Here is a 14288-nt window from a genome sequence, read left to right on the forward strand (position 1 = left end):
TCTTTCTTATTGATGGAGCTTGTTAAGTTATTTTCGATAGCCGTACATACCATTCCCTGCTGAATAAGCAGGGTTTTTCAGCAGAGTACGGGTTTAATTTTGCTTCTATCAAAAGGAGGAAATCATGAGTAAAAAAGTAACTGAAACAGTTGAAGAACTGGTTAACCCTATTTTAAATGAGCTGCACCTTGAATTAGCGGATCTTGAATATGTAAAAGAGGGAAAAAACTGGTTCCTTCGTGTGTATATTGATTCTGAAAAAGGTGTCGACATAGAAGAATGCGGTGTTGTCAGTGAACGGCTGAGTGAAAAGCTCGATGAAATAGACCCTATTCCGCATAATTATTTTTTAGAAGTATCTTCTCCCGGAGCAGAGCGCCCGCTTAAAAAGGAAGCAGACTACAAAAAGGCTGTCGGCAAGCAAGTGTCTGTGAAAACATATGAGCCGATTGATGGAGAAAAGCTCTTTGAAGGAGAATTGCTCTCTTATAATGGCGAACTTATCGTAGTTGAGATGAAAATCAAGACAAGAAGAAAACGAGTGGAGATTCCTTTTGAAAAAATTGCGAATGCCAGACTGGCCGTTACATTTTAATTATGAAAAAGGTGCTAGCGTGCTGAAAGTACTGTTAAAACAGCCGGTAATGCATTAGATGATAAGGGGGAAACCGCAAAAATGAACAGTGAATTATTAGATGCCCTGACCATTCTTGAAAAAGACAAAGGCATCAGCAAAGAAGTTATTATTGAAGCAATTGAAGCTGCCCTGATATCTGCTTATAAGCGCAACTTTAATCAGGCTCAGAATGTTCGTGTTGACTTAAACCGTGAAGTGGGAACCATGCGTGTATTTGCCCGAAAGGACGTAGTTGATGAGGTCTATGATCCGCGTCTGGAGGTTTCCATTGAGGAAGCAAGAAGCATCAATCCAAATTACTCTGTTGGAGATGTGCTTGAGATAGAAGTAACTCCGAAGGACTTTGGGCGAATTGCAGCCCAGACTGCAAAGCAGGTTGTTACACAGCGTGTCCGAGAGGCGGAGCGCGGAGTTATTTACTCCGAGTTCATTGACCGCGAAGAAGATATTATGACCGGAATTGTCCAGCGGATCGATTCCAAGTTCATCTATGTCAGCCTAGGTAAAATTGAAGCACTTCTTCCAGTTGCCGAGCAGATGCCAAATGAAAGATATCAGCCGCATGATCGGATTAAGGTCTTTATTACAAAGGTTGAAAAGACAACAAAGGGACCGCAGATTTTCGTATCGAGAACTCATCCTGGTCTTCTCAAGCGTTTATTTGAAATTGAAGTGCCTGAAATTTACGACGGAACAGTAGAAATTAAGTCTGTTGCGAGAGAAGCCGGCGACAGATCTAAAATATCTGTTCACTCTGAAAATCCGGAAGTTGATCCTGTCGGTTCATGTGTTGGTCCTAAAGGACAGCGCGTTCAGGCAATCGTCAACGAACTGAAAGGCGAAAAAATTGACATCGTACGCTGGTCAAATGATCCGGTTGAGTTTGTAGCAAACGCACTCAGCCCATCCAAGGTTGTAAGTGTTAATGTGAATGAAACCGATAAAGCAACCACTGTAGTTGTACCGGACTATCAGCTGTCTTTGGCCATCGGTAAGCGCGGTCAAAACGCCAGATTGGCTGCGAAGCTTACAGGCTGGAAAATTGATATTAAGAGCGAGTCTGATGCAGCAGAAAGCAAGGCTGCAAGCGAAAGTGCAGATGCAGCCGAGCAAGAATAAGAGGTGATTATCTTGAATAATCAAAGAAAAGTTCCACTGCGTAAATGCATTGTTACCGGCGAGATGAAGCCTAAAAAGCAGCTTGTCCGCATTGTGAGATCCAAAGACGGGGAAGTGTCAATCGACCTAACAGGCAGAAAAAACGGGCGCGGGGCCTATCTGACTCTTGACAAGGAAACAATTGAAAAAGCTATAAAGAAAAGTGTGCTTTCAAGCCAGTTAAAAGCAGAAGTAAATGATACTATTTACGAAGAACTGCTGATCCTGGCTGAAAAGGAGCAGAAATGAATAATCAGCCCTGGTTTTCGTTATTGGGGTTGGCAAATCGAGCGCGCAAAGTTGTATCGGGTGAGGAGCTCGTTATTAAAGAAGTTCGCCAGTCTAGAGCAAAACTAGTCATACTCTCTGAAGATGCATCTGACAATACTGCTAAAAAAGTGACCGACAAATGTCATTTTTATCAGGTACCCCTTGTGAAAGTCGAGGATCGATACACCCTGGGACAAGCGATTGGCAAAGATGCGAGAGTAACTGTAGCAATAGTTGACCAAGGTTTTGCTGCAAAGTTGCGGAGCTTGCTCGATTAATTTTTTTGGGGGTGAACGTATGACAAAAATAAGAGTTTATGAATATGCAAAAAAACATAATGTTTCAAGTAAAGAGGTTATTACCGCGCTTCAAAGCTTCAATGTAGAAGTGAATAACCATATGTCAACGATCGAAGAAGGAGCTGTAGGAAAATTGGACAGCAAATTCGCTAAACAGCAATCTGCTTCAACTGCTGCTGCACCTAAAGCAAGCGGCCAGCAGGATAAAAAGCCTGTTAGAAATGTGGCACCTAATCAAAATCGCGGCGAAAACAAAGATGCGGGCTTAAAAACCAAGCCTCAAAACAATAAGCCGAGCAAGCCGGGCGGTAACCGTCCTGGCGGCGCCGGAGGCCAAAACAATAAGAACAAAAAGAACAACAAAAACAACAACAAGCCACAGCAAAACAACAACAGAAACAAAAAAGGCGCATTCCAAATGCCTTCTGAAAGGCCGAAAAAGGAACTGCCAAGCAAAATAACTTTTTCAGGTTCATTATCTGTTGGCGAGCTTGCAGGAAAGCTTGGGAAAGAACCAGCTGAAATCATCAAAAAGCTGTTCCTTCTTGGCACGATGGCTACCATTAATCAGGAACTGGATAAAGATACAATCGAACTCATTGCCGGAGATTACGGAGTCGAAGTTGAAGAAGAAATCATCTTTGAATTAACTGAATTCGAAAAGTATGATGAGGAAGACAAGGAAGAACAACTATCAATCCGCCCTCCTGTCGTGACCATCATGGGCCACGTTGACCATGGTAAAACCACTTTGCTGGATTCCATCCGCAACACAAAAGTGACTGCCGGGGAAGCAGGCGGAATTACTCAGCATATCGGAGCTTATCAAGTAACAGACAAGGACAAAAAGATTACGTTTCTTGATACACCGGGACATGCTGCATTTACAACAATGCGTGCCCGCGGAGCACAAGTAACCGACATTACCATCCTTGTAGTTGCGGCTGATGACGGTGTTATGCCTCAAACAATTGAAGCAATTAATCATGCTAAAGCTGCAGAGGTGCCAATTATCGTAGCGGTGAATAAAATGGATAAGCAGTCTGCAAACCCTGACCGAGTTATGCAGGAGCTTACAGAACACGGCCTTGTTCCTGAAGCATGGGGCGGAGAGACAATATTTGTCCCTATTTCTGCATTGCAGGGAGAGGGAATTGATGAGCTTCTGGAAATGATCCTGCTTGTAAGTGAAGTTGAGGAGTTCAAAGCTAATTCAGGCCGCCGTGCAACTGGTACAGTAATTGAAGCCCAGCTTGATAAGGGGCGCGGTTCCGTAGCCACCTTGCTTGTGCAGAATGGTACATTGCGTGTTGGTGATCCAATCGTAGTCGGAAACACGTTCGGCCGGGTACGTGCAATGGTAAATGATCTTGGCCGCCGTGTGAAAGAAGCCGGTCCGTCCACTCCTGTGGAAATTACAGGCTTAAATGACGTTCCAAATGCCGGAGATCAATTCATGGTATTTGAAGACGAGAAAAAAGCCCGTCAAGTTGGAGAAGCAAGGGCGCAGAAACAGCTTGCTGAACAGCGCGGCGAAAAAACGAAGCTAAGCCTTGATGATTTATTTGAGCAAATTAAACAAGGCGAAGTGAAAGACATCAACCTGATTGTGAAAGCGGATGTTCAGGGATCTGTTGAAGCATTGGCAGCTGCACTGCAAAAAATTGAGGTTGAAGGTGTGAAAGTTAAAATCATCCACACTGGTGTCGGAGCGATAACGGAGTCAGATATTATTTTGGCTTCTGCTTCGAATGCGATTGTAATCGGATTTAATGTGCGTCCTGATGGGAATGCTAAACGTACTGCTGATGCTGAGGAGGTTGACATCCGCCTTCACCGCATTATCTACAAAGTAATTGAAGAAATTGAGCAGGCTATGCAGGGTATGCTTGATCCTGAATATGAAGAGAAAGTAATCGGCCAAGTTCTGGTCCGCCAGACATTTAAGGTGTCCAAAGTCGGAACGATTGCAGGATGTTATGTAACTGACGGGAAAATCACCCGTGACAGCGGCATCCGCCTTGTCAGAGACGGCATCGTTATCTTTGAAGGGGAAATTGATACTCTAAAACGCTTTAAAGATGATGTAAAAGAAGTTTCACAAGGTTATGAGTGTGGTATCACAATAAAGAACTTCAATGACTTGAAAGAAGAAGACGTGATTGAAGCTTATGTGATGGAAGAAATTAAGCGCTGATGATTGGATATGTGGAATTTGAATGCATGATTTACAATGCACATTCCCTTAAGGAAAAACGCGCAGTGCTGCAGAGAGTGCTGTCAAGGCTTAAACAAAAGTATAATATTTCCGTTGCCGAAATTGACCACCAGGATGTTTGGCAGCGGACTAAAATCGGCATCGCTGCTGTTACTTCCAGCAGAGCGAGCACAGAAAAAGAATTGCAAAGGGCCCTCGCTTTTCTGGATTCTTTTCCAGAATTGGAGAGGTCCGTAACAACTTATGATTGGTTTTAAATGAGGTGATACTATGAGCTTAAGAGCCAACCGTGTCGGAGAACAGATGAAAAAAGAGCTTGGTGAAATTATTGGCCGTAAAATTAAAGATCCCCGCATTGGCTTTGTTACAGTAACAGATGTACAGGTTACCGGAGATCTTCAAATTGCAAAGGTGTATATTTCAGTGCTGGGCGATGAAGAACAGCGTGAAAATACACTAAAAGGCCTTGCTACCGCAAAAGGTTTCATCCGCTCTGAGATAGGACAAAGAATTCGCCTGCGCAAAACCCCTGAGATTCAATTCGAGTTTGATGAATCAATAGATTACGGAAACCGGATTGAAACGCTTATCCATGAAATCAATCGTTCAAGCGAAAAGACGGAAGACTAACACCATCACGAGCAAAGGATAGACACTTGTCTATCCTTTTGTTTTTACATAATAATGACAACGGATATAAAAGCTTATTCCCGCTGAGGTGGATCAGGCTGCTGACACTCTGGCTGAGGCAAGAGCAAAAGAAATAGTTGATGAAGCCTTATCAATGAACCGAATCAGTTACTTTTTAAACATGGAGGAGCCTTGTTATGATAGAAGGAGTATTGCTGCTGAATAAACCGGCAGGAATGACATCACATGATTGTGTAGCGAAAGCAAGAAGAATTTTGAGAACTAAAAAAATCGGGCATACCGGCACGCTTGATCCGGATGTATCCGGCGTTTTACCGCTTTGCATTGGCAGAGCTACAAAGATTGTTGAGTACTTAACGGCAGAAACGAAAACATATGAGGCTGAAGTAACGGTAGGGTATTCCACTACCACTGAAGATGCTTCGGGGGATATCGTAGAAGAAAAAACTGTAGACAGGCAGATAACCGGCAAAGAGGCAGAAAACGTGCTGCTTTCTATGAAAGGTTTTATTGATCAAGTTCCTCCAATGTACTCAGCAGTTAAAATTAACGGAAAAAAATTGTATGAATACGCACGCGCTGGACAAACAATCGACAGACCTTCAAGGAAAATTTTCATTAAGGAGATGACCTTGCTTTCAGATGTGAAACAAGAAAACGGCAAAGCTGTCTTTTCCTTCCGTGTGTCTTGTTCAAAGGGTACTTATGTTAGAACGCTGGCAGTCATGATTGGTGAAAAACTCGGCTACCCTGCACACATGTCCCATCTAGTCAGAACGGAGTCAGGCAGCTTTACTCTTGAGCAATGTCTAACATTTGAGGAAATGGAAGAGCTATTGGAAGAAGGAACTTTTCAAAATAAGCTGATTCCGATTGGAAAGGCATTGAATCATTTGCCCAATTATACGATAAGTGATACATTAGCAGAGAAAGTGAAAAATGGAGCTGTCCTAGAGCTGCCCGATTCACTGGCAGGGCTTGATGAAGAAGCATCTATTGCTGTATACAGCGAAAATGGAGCCTGTCTGGCTGTTTATAAGAAACACCCGGAAAAGCCGGGTATGATGAAGCCGTCTAAAGTGCTGATAATAAACTGAGGCAGTATTACGATAAGAAAAGGTGAGCATAGTGAAAACGATTAAGCTTTCACACCCTCAACAATTGCCGGCTGAAGAAATTGCTGATACAGTGCTGGCACTCGGGTATTTTGACGGTGTGCATAAAGGGCATCAGGAAGTAATGAACTGCGCCGGAAGGCTTGCCGGGGAGCTGGGGCTGAAAAGCGCCGTCATGACATTTGATCCCCATCCATCAGTGGTGCTCAGTAAACAAACCAAAGCTGCAGAGTATATCACACCGTTAGAAGACAAAATCGACCTTGTTGGAAAATTGGGGATCGATATACTTTACATAGTGGAATTCTCTGAGGAGTTTGCTTCTTTAGAACCTCAGGAATTTGTTGATCAATTTATCATAGGTTTAAAGGTGAAGCATGTGGTGGCCGGCTTTGATTTTTCATACGGCCGTCTTGGGAAAGGGTCGATGGAAACAATGCCTTTTCATTCCAGGGGGATGTTTACGCATACCACAATCAGCAAGCTGACTGACCATAATAGAAAAATCAGTTCCACTTTAATAAGAGAAGTGATTAAGAGCGGTGATGTAGCATATGGAGCATCTCTTCTGGGAAGGCCTCATTTTATCAGAGGTACAGTCATTCATGGCGACAAAAGAGGAAGAACAATCGGCTTTCCAACTGCGAATATAGGAATAGAATTGCCTTATATTATGCCTCCGACAGGTGTGTATGCCACTACATTTGAATTAAATGGGGTTGTGCATGAAGGAGTATGCAACATTGGCTATAAGCCTACTTTTAAGGTAGACAAAGACCCTGCTCCAAGCATAGAGGTTCATCTTTTTCAATTTTCATCAGAAATTTACGGGGAAAAAGGCAAGCTTTCCTTTTTTCAGCGTATAAGAAGTGAGCAAAAGTTTCATAATGTTGAAGAGCTGATTGAGAGAATTGGTATTGACAAGAAATTGGCGGAAGAATTCTTTCAAAAAAGAAGGGATAATCCTTGCTTTTTGGAGGGATAAATAGTATTCTAATACTTGTAGTTTTAACCATTGCTTGGCTGTGCGATTCACCAACGCCGGCTCGGTAATTGGGGATTTTTAATAACAGGAGGTGAAAAGGATGGCTATCACACAAGAACGTAAAAATGAACTAATCAGCGAGTACAAAACTCATGAGTCTGATACTGGATCTCCAGAAGTTCAAATTGCTATCCTAACAGAAGATATCAACAATTTGAACGACCACTTGCGCATTCATAAGAAAGATCACCACTCACGTCGCGGTCTTTTGAAAATGGTAGGTAAAAGACGTAATCTTTTAACATACCTGCGTAATAATGATGTAGCTCGTTATCGTGACCTTATTAACAAATTAGGCTTGCGCCGATAATCTTAAAAGCGGGGAGAAATTCCCGCTTTTTTGGTGTAATTTTTATTAGGATAATTTTGGCGGAAATGGGTACAATGATTGGGAAAGGAAGAATATACTCTTTTCCTTTTTCCTTAATATGTCCCCTTATGATATTATTAAAGTTAACCCAGATACCATTACGGTATTTAAAACATAAGGCTAGTTTTCCGGCCGGAAGAACGGCTGGCAATCACCGCATATGAATACATAACGTATGATTGCAGATAAGAGAGGAGTACAATAATGGCTCAAGAAAAACAAACTTTCTCCATGGAGTGGGCGGGCAGACCTTTAAGTGTCGAAGTTGGCCAGCTTGCTAAGCAGGCAAACGGCTCAGTACTCATTCGCTATGGCGACACAGTGGTATTAAGTACAGCCACCGCTTCAAAAGAACCAAAGCAATTAGACTTTTTCCCATTAACAGTGAACTACGAAGAACGCTTGTATGCAGTAGGGAAAATCCCGGGGGGGTTTATCAAGCGTGAGGGCAGGCCAAGCGAAAAGGCAATACTGGCATCAAGGCTGATAGACAGGCCGATTCGTCCGCTGTTTGCTGACGGCTTCCGCAATGAAGTTCAGGTAATCAGCATTGTCATGAGTGTGGATCAGGACTGCTCTTCTGAAATGGCTGCTATGTTTGGATCTTCATTATCTCTAAGCGTTTCCGATATCCCTTTCAGCGGTCCTATCGCGGGCGTAACAGTAGGAAGGGTTAACAATGAATTTGTCATCAATCCTACCGTCGAACAGCAGGATAAAAGTGATCTTCACCTTGTTGTGGCAGGAACAAAAGATGCGATTAACATGGTTGAGGCAGGAGCTGAAGAAGTTCCGGAAGAAGTTATGCTGGAAGCAATTATGTACGGGCACGAAGAAATTAAGCGCCTGATTGCTTTTCAGGAAAAAATTGCTGCTGAAGTTGGCAAAGAAAAAGTTTCGATCGATCTTTATGAACTGAATGCAGATCTTGAAAAAGAAATCCGTTCTTCTTATGAAACCGACTTAATCAGTGCTATTCAGGTTTATGAAAAGCATGCAAGGGAAGCAGCGATAAACGAAGTGAAAAAAGCTGTTGTTGCTAAGTATGAAGAAGCAGAAGCTGATGAAGCTCAAATGAAGCAAGTGAAAAACATCCTTTCGAAAATCGTGAAAAACGAAGTGCGCCGTTTAATTACGGAAGATAAGGTAAGGCCTGACGGCAGGAAAATCGATGAAATCCGTCCGCTTTCCTCCCAGATTGGACTTTTGCCCCGTACCCACGGTTCCGGTTTGTTTACAAGAGGACAAACACAGGCTCTCAGCATTTGTACACTAGGAGCATTGGGAGACGTACAGATTCTTGACGGTCTTGGAATAGAAGAATCCAAACGCTTTATGCATCATTACAATTTTCCATCCTTCAGTGTTGGGGAAACAGGTCCTATGAGAGGACCTGGCCGAAGGGAAATTGGACATGGTGCACTTGGAGAACGTGCGTTGGAGCCGATCATTCCTTCAGAGAAGGATTTCCCTTATACAGTCAGGCTGGTATCTGAAGTGCTGGAATCTAACGGATCTACTTCTCAGGCAAGTATCTGTGCAAGCACACTTGCCATGATGGATGCCGGTGTTCCAATTACAGCACCAGTTGCTGGTATTGCAATGGGTCTTGTAAAATCCGGAGAACATTATTCTGTATTGTCGGATATTCAAGGCATGGAAGATCACCTGGGCGACATGGATTTTAAAGTGGCAGGTACTTCTAAAGGTGTCACAGCATTGCAAATGGATATTAAAATTGATGGCCTTTCCCGTGAAATTCTGGAAGAAGCGCTTCAGCAGGCTAAAAAGGGCCGTCTTGAGATTCTGGATTCCATGCTCAGCACGATATCCGAGCCGAAAAGCGAGCTGTCCAAATATGCACCGAAAATTCTGACCATGAACATTAATCCAGATAAAATCAGAGATGTTATTGGGCCAAGCGGTAAGCAAATCAATAAAATCATTGAAGAGACAGGCGTTAAAATAGATATCGAGCAGGACGGCACAGTGTTTATCTCTTCTGTAAACGAAGAAATGAATCAGAAAGCCCGCAAAATCATTGAGGATATTGTGCGTGAAGTAGAAGCAGGCCAAATGTATCTTGGAAAAGTAAAGCGGATTGAGAAATTTGGTGCTTTCGTTGAATTATTCAGCGGCAAAGACGGACTAGTCCATATTTCCGAACTTGCATTGGAGCGCGTTGGAAAAGTGGAAGACGTTGTGAAAATTGGAGACGAAATCCTTGTAAAAGTAACTGAGATCGATAAACAGGGGCGTGTCAACCTTTCACGCAAGGCTGTTTTAAAAGAACAAAAGGAAAAAGAAAACGAAACAGAGTAAATGAATATAAAAGGAGCCAGGGAAACCCGGCTTCTTTGCATTTAAGACAGGGCGGGTTCTGTACACCGAGGTTCTACCTTGTCCCTTTTTTACATATTTTTTAGTAAAAAGGGGGAAGTATAACATGCACAGGTATGTAATCCGGCTTGTAGCCGCAGCAATTATTGCAGCTGTCTGCACAGTGATTATCCGCAATCCTTATTCGTCTCTGTATATGGAACAAATAAAGTCAGAAAGTACAAGTGCATCAGAGCGGTATTCGGATCTGAATCAGGAAATAGCTGAAAAAGCAGAAAAACTGTATATCCCTCCTCAGGATGCTCAAATACATAGAGTTTGGAAGGCGATTCCCGGATATAATGGAATTTCAGTGGATGTGGAAGCTTCCTTCAACAAGATGAAGAAAAAAGGCGTTTTTAATGAAAAACTTCTTGTTTACAGGCAGATCCCACCTGGAATTCACCTGGCTGATCTCCCGGCTGAACCAGTGTATATGGGACATCCGGATAAGCCCATGGCAGCATTTCTTATTAATGTTGCATGGGGCAATGAATATATTCCGACTATGCTGGAAACTTTGAAGAAGCATCATGTAAAAGCAACCTTTTTTCTAGAGGGAAGATGGGTGAAGGAAAACCCTGATTTGGCTAAAATGATAACCGATGCAGGGCAGGAAGTTGGCAATCATTCTTATACTCATCCTGATATGGCACAAATTTCATCGGCTTCAATCAGGGAACAGCTTCAAAAAACAAATGATGTAATTAAAACAACTACCGGTGTTACCCCAAGTCTGTTTGCTCCTCCCAGCGGAAGCTATAGGATGGAAACTGTCGGGATTGCTGATGAACTTGGATTAAAAACCATTATGTGGAGTGTTGATACAATAGACTGGCAAAAACCAGAGCCAGCCGTTTTGATGGACCGGGTCCTAAAAAAGGTTCATAATGGAGCTATGATTCTTATGCATCCCACAGAATCCAGTACAGCCAGTATGGAAGAGCTAATTGTAACCATTAAAAATAGAGGGATTTCACTAGGATCAGTGTCAATGCTGCTTGATGAAGAGCGGCATCTGCCTTCTGCAAAAATAAAAGAAAACTGATATGCCTGCTGAATAGGAGGAACCAGATTGATAAAACGATACACTTGCCAAAATGGAGTAAGAATAGTATTAGAAAACATCCCTACAGTCCGTTCCGTTGCAATTGGAATTTGGATTGGGACGGGATCACGCAGTGAAACGCCGGAAAACAACGGAATATCGCATTTTCTGGAACATATGTTTTTTAAAGGGACCAAGACAAGAACGGCAAGGGAAATTGCAGAGTCCTTTGATAGTATAGGCGGCCAGGTGAATGCTTTCACCTCTAAGGAATATACTTGCTATTACGCCAAGGTGCTGGATGAGCATGCACCATTTGCACTTGATGTTCTGTCAGATATGTTTTTTCATTCCACCTTTGATGAAGAAGAGCTTAAAAAAGAAAAAAATGTAGTATACGAGGAAATAAAAATGTATGAGGATACACCGGATGATATTGTTCATGACCTGTTAAGCAGGGCAACGTACGGTTCTCATTCACTGGGCTATCCTATACTTGGTACAGAGGAGACACTCGACACATTTAATGGCGACAGTCTCCGCGGGTATATGAATGAATTTTATACACCTGATAATATTGTCATTTCTGTTGCAGGCAATGTTCCTGAATCATTTATCCAGGAAATTGAGAAAAAGTTTGGAGCTTATGAAACAGGCCATAGCAAAACATCTTACAATGCTCCGGCGTTTCTTTCTGAAAAGCTGAATAAAAAGAAAGATACGGAACAGGCACATCTTTGCCTCGGCTTCAATGGTCTGCAGGTAGGGCATGAAGATATTTATAATTTAATCGTTTTGAACAATGTGCTTGGAGGCAGCATGAGCAGCCGTTTATTCCAGGATGTTCGTGAACAAAAGGGCTTGGCTTACTCTGTTTTTTCCTATCATTCTTCCTTTGCTGACAGCGGAATGATGACAATCTATGGAGGAACGGCTGTAAAACAGCTTGATGTCCTTTACAATACTGTTCAAGATACACTGGCAACGTTAAAGGCTGAAGGAATTACTTCTAAAGAATTGCAAAACAGCAAGGAGCAAATGAAAGGCAATCTTATGCTCAGCCTGGAAAGCACGAACAGCAGAATGAGCAGAAATGGTAAGAATGAGCTTCTGCTCGGACGCCACCGAACACTGGATGAAATCATTGAAAAAGTAAATGAAGTAAACATTGAAGCTGTCAATCAGCTTGCAGTAGATACATTTACGGATGAATTTTCAATGGCTGTTATCAGCCCGGAAGAAACAATCCCCGGAAAGAAGTAAAGAAACAAAAACTTCCTTAGAGTAAGTTGGCTTTTTCATTATGCTTTGTTTGCTATGTAATATTGCAGGCTTCTCATTTTCTAACTCCAGTCAAGGTAGAACATCTCCTGTAGATCTCTCTGGCAAAATTGCTAACCAAGAGTGCAATGAAGCGGAAGAAACTTGACTCCTGCGGGAATAGAGGCAAGGCTGAGACCCCAGGCGCAGACGAGGAGGCTCAGATCCCTCCCCGCTGAAAGTGAGTGTCTGCAGCACAATGGAACGAACTTGTTTAATGCTGACCGGCCTCCTTCAGTGAAGGAGGCCGTCTATAGAAAAAATGCCTGTAAAAATACAGGCATTTTTTTATGCCCTCTATCGATACAATAGTACAAAGGGGTGGTAGCAATGAGATTAAGCGAATTGAGCGGAAAAGAAATCGTGGATGTGAAAAGAGCGGAACGTCTTGGAATATTAGGTCAGACAGACTTGGAAATTGATGAGCAAACAGGTCAGATAACTGCTCTTATTATTCCTTCCCTTAAATGGTTTGGCCTGAGAAAACAGGGAGAAGAAATTAAGGTTCCCTGGCATCATATTAGTAAAATAGGTTCTGATATGATCATTCTCGACATTGCTGAAGAACAAATTGAAAAACTGTAGCTATCAAAATTTTCTTGTCCCATCATGCCGTGCTCCGGCAGAATGGGGCTTTTTGAGTTTTTTTATTTTAGGCAGTCCTGCTCCTTCAATCAATTGATTTCTCCCTGGGATTGAAGGCGCCTTATTTTTTTCCTTAATATGCTCTCCGTTCTCTTGAAAATGGATTGTTAACTTCTCTTTTTAACGGCAGCACCTTCATAAGAAGCAATTCACCCATACTGCTTTACCCTCATAGTATAAGGAAGAAGGGCATATTGACATACCACACTAGACTAAAAGAAGGTGAAAGTACACCATGTTGACTGGATTGAACATAGCTGTAATCGGCGGTGATGCGAGACAGCTGGAGGTCATCAGAAAATTGACGGAAATGGATGCGAAATTGCTCTTAATCGGTTTTGATCAACTGGATCACGGCTTCACAGGTGCGACTAAGGCTCTCATGGACGAAGTGGAGTTTGAAGAAATTGATGCAATTATCCTTCCAGTTCCCGGAACCACTCAGGACGGCCATATAGAAACAATCTTTTCTAATGAAGAAGTGATTTTGACAGAGGAAAGTATCTCCAGAACACCGGAGCACTGTATCGTCTATTCAGGCATCAGCAATGCTTACCTCAATAACGTAATTGAAAAGACGAACAGATCTTTGGTTCAGTTGTTTGAAAGAGATGATGTGGCAATTTACAACTCTATTCCAACTGTTGAAGGAACCATTATGATGGTCATTCAACATACAGATATCACGATTCATGGATCCAATGTTGCTGTATTGGGGCTGGGAAGAGTAGGAATGAGCGTAGCCAGAACTTTTGCTGCTTTGGGGGCAAATGTAAAAGTAGGTTCGAGAAGCTCTGCAGACCTGGCGAGGGCAGCGGAAATGGCACTGACTCCTTTTCCTTTAAAAGATCTTGAAACAGAAGTGCGTACTGTTGATGTTTGCATTAATACCATTCCTTATCCAGTTGTCACCCCTAAAGTACTTTCCAAAATGCCTGTTCATACTCTAATTGTTGACTTGGCTTCTAAGCCTGGGGGAACAGATTTCCGCTATGCAGAAAAGAGAGGAATAAAAGCTCTCCTGGCACCCGGACTTCCAGGAATTGTCGCCCCGAAAACGGCCGGACAGATTGTGGCAAACGTCCTTTCACAGTTAATTGCAGAAGATGTACTATCAAGAAAGGAGTCATAAA

General features: G+C 42.6%; 14 protein-coding genes and 1 pseudogene. All 15 read left to right on the plus strand.

Translation table 11 applies throughout. From position 1 onward, the window contains the following. Positions 1-124: 124 nt before the first annotated feature. The 15 genes and pseudogenes from rimP to dpaA all read left to right on the plus strand — a co-directional run bounded on the left by rimP (position 125) and on the right by dpaA (position 14287). Complete coding sequence (gene rimP, locus GJU40_RS00415) at positions 125-595, plus strand: ribosome maturation factor RimP (RefSeq protein ID WP_154305756.1); 471 nt, start codon at positions 125-127, stop codon at positions 593-595. 81 nt (positions 596-676) lie between these two features. Then, positions 677-1711, plus strand: a pseudogene (gene nusA, locus GJU40_RS00420) (transcription termination factor NusA); the annotation flags it as partial. A gap of 57 nt (positions 1712-1768) precedes the next feature. Beyond that, positions 1769-2044 carry an RNase P modulator RnpM gene (gene rnpM, locus GJU40_RS00425; protein WP_154305760.1) on the plus strand — a complete coding sequence of 92 codons (276 nt, stop codon included), beginning with the start codon at positions 1769-1771 and terminating at the stop codon, positions 2042-2044. Continuing rightward, entirely contained in the window at positions 2041-2343 is a 303-nt protein-coding gene (locus GJU40_RS00430) for a YlxQ family RNA-binding protein (protein WP_154305761.1), read from the plus strand. The genes rnpM and GJU40_RS00430 overlap by 4 nt, the downstream gene beginning before the upstream one ends. Positions 2344-2362: 19 nt before the next feature. Further along, a complete protein-coding gene (infB, locus tag GJU40_RS00435; RefSeq protein WP_154305762.1) occupies positions 2363-4561 on the plus strand; it encodes a translation initiation factor IF-2 in 2199 nt (732 codons plus the stop codon). Then, positions 4561-4839 carry a DUF503 domain-containing protein gene (locus GJU40_RS00440; protein ID WP_154305763.1) on the plus strand — a complete coding sequence of 93 codons (279 nt, stop codon included), beginning with the start codon at positions 4561-4563 and terminating at the stop codon, positions 4837-4839. Before infB ends, GJU40_RS00440 begins: the two co-directional genes overlap by 1 nt. Positions 4840-4852: 13 nt before the next feature. After that, on the plus strand, positions 4853-5212 hold the full coding sequence (gene rbfA / locus GJU40_RS00445) for a 30S ribosome-binding factor RbfA (protein WP_154305764.1): 360 nt from the start codon (positions 4853-4855) through the stop codon (positions 5210-5212). Between the two features lie 200 nt (positions 5213-5412). Continuing rightward, positions 5413-6330 carry a tRNA pseudouridine(55) synthase TruB gene (gene truB, locus GJU40_RS00450; protein WP_343031330.1) on the plus strand — a complete coding sequence of 306 codons (918 nt, stop codon included), beginning with the start codon at positions 5413-5415 and terminating at the stop codon, positions 6328-6330. 31 nt (positions 6331-6361) lie between these two features. Next, on the plus strand, positions 6362-7333 hold the full coding sequence (ribF, locus tag GJU40_RS00455) for a bifunctional riboflavin kinase/FAD synthetase (RefSeq protein ID WP_343031319.1): 972 nt from the start codon (positions 6362-6364) through the stop codon (positions 7331-7333). Between the two features lie 100 nt (positions 7334-7433). After that, the gene (gene rpsO, locus GJU40_RS00460; RefSeq protein WP_154305766.1) at positions 7434-7703 is read left to right on the plus strand and encodes a 30S ribosomal protein S15; all 270 of its coding nucleotides are present in this window, start codon (positions 7434-7436) and stop codon (positions 7701-7703) included. Positions 7704-7967: 264 nt separating this feature from the next. Then, positions 7968-10085 carry a polyribonucleotide nucleotidyltransferase gene (gene pnp / locus GJU40_RS00465; protein WP_154305767.1) on the plus strand — a complete coding sequence of 706 codons (2118 nt, stop codon included), beginning with the start codon at positions 7968-7970 and terminating at the stop codon, positions 10083-10085. Positions 10086-10209: 124 nt separating this feature from the next. Then, complete coding sequence (locus tag GJU40_RS00470; protein ID WP_154305768.1) at positions 10210-11190, plus strand: polysaccharide deacetylase family protein; 981 nt, start codon at positions 10210-10212, stop codon at positions 11188-11190. 27 nt (positions 11191-11217) lie between these two features. Continuing rightward, a complete protein-coding gene (locus tag GJU40_RS00475; RefSeq protein ID WP_154305769.1) occupies positions 11218-12453 on the plus strand; it encodes a M16 family metallopeptidase in 1236 nt (411 codons plus the stop codon). 387 nt (positions 12454-12840) lie between these two features. Continuing rightward, entirely contained in the window at positions 12841-13095 is a 255-nt protein-coding gene (locus GJU40_RS00480) for a YlmC/YmxH family sporulation protein (RefSeq protein ID WP_154305770.1), read from the plus strand. A 295-nt stretch (positions 13096-13390) separates the two neighbouring features. Continuing rightward, entirely contained in the window at positions 13391-14287 is an 897-nt protein-coding gene (gene dpaA / locus GJU40_RS00485; protein ID WP_154305771.1) for a dipicolinic acid synthetase subunit A, read from the plus strand. Position 14288 lies beyond the last annotated feature (1 nt).

The sequence above is a fragment of the Metabacillus lacus genome, assembly GCF_009674805.1.
GTDB lineage: Bacteria > Bacillota > Bacilli > Bacillales > Bacillaceae > Metabacillus_C > Metabacillus_C lacus.

What these genes read in the sequence shown, in the direction of transcription:
- GJU40_RS00470 (WP_154305768.1), top strand. Translation starts at nt 10,210, where the DNA reads ATGCACAGGTATGTAATCCGGCTTGTAGCCGCAGCAATTATTGCAGCT.
- GJU40_RS00430 (WP_154305761.1), top strand. Translation starts at nt 2,041, where the DNA reads ATGAATAATCAGCCCTGGTTTTCGTTATTGGGGTTGGCAAATCGAGCG.
- GJU40_RS00440 (WP_154305763.1), top strand. Translation starts at nt 4,561, where the DNA reads ATGATTGGATATGTGGAATTTGAATGCATGATTTACAATGCACATTCC.
- rimP (WP_154305756.1), top strand. Translation starts at nt 125, where the DNA reads ATGAGTAAAAAAGTAACTGAAACAGTTGAAGAACTGGTTAACCCTATT.
- dpaA (WP_154305771.1), top strand. Translation starts at nt 13,391, where the DNA reads ATGTTGACTGGATTGAACATAGCTGTAATCGGCGGTGATGCGAGACAG.
- rbfA (WP_154305764.1), top strand. Translation starts at nt 4,853, where the DNA reads ATGAGCTTAAGAGCCAACCGTGTCGGAGAACAGATGAAAAAAGAGCTT.
- infB (WP_154305762.1), top strand. Translation starts at nt 2,363, where the DNA reads ATGACAAAAATAAGAGTTTATGAATATGCAAAAAAACATAATGTTTCA.
- GJU40_RS00480 (WP_154305770.1), top strand. Translation starts at nt 12,841, where the DNA reads ATGAGATTAAGCGAATTGAGCGGAAAAGAAATCGTGGATGTGAAAAGA.
- pnp (WP_154305767.1), top strand. Translation starts at nt 7,968, where the DNA reads ATGGCTCAAGAAAAACAAACTTTCTCCATGGAGTGGGCGGGCAGACCT.
- rpsO (WP_154305766.1), top strand. Translation starts at nt 7,434, where the DNA reads ATGGCTATCACACAAGAACGTAAAAATGAACTAATCAGCGAGTACAAA.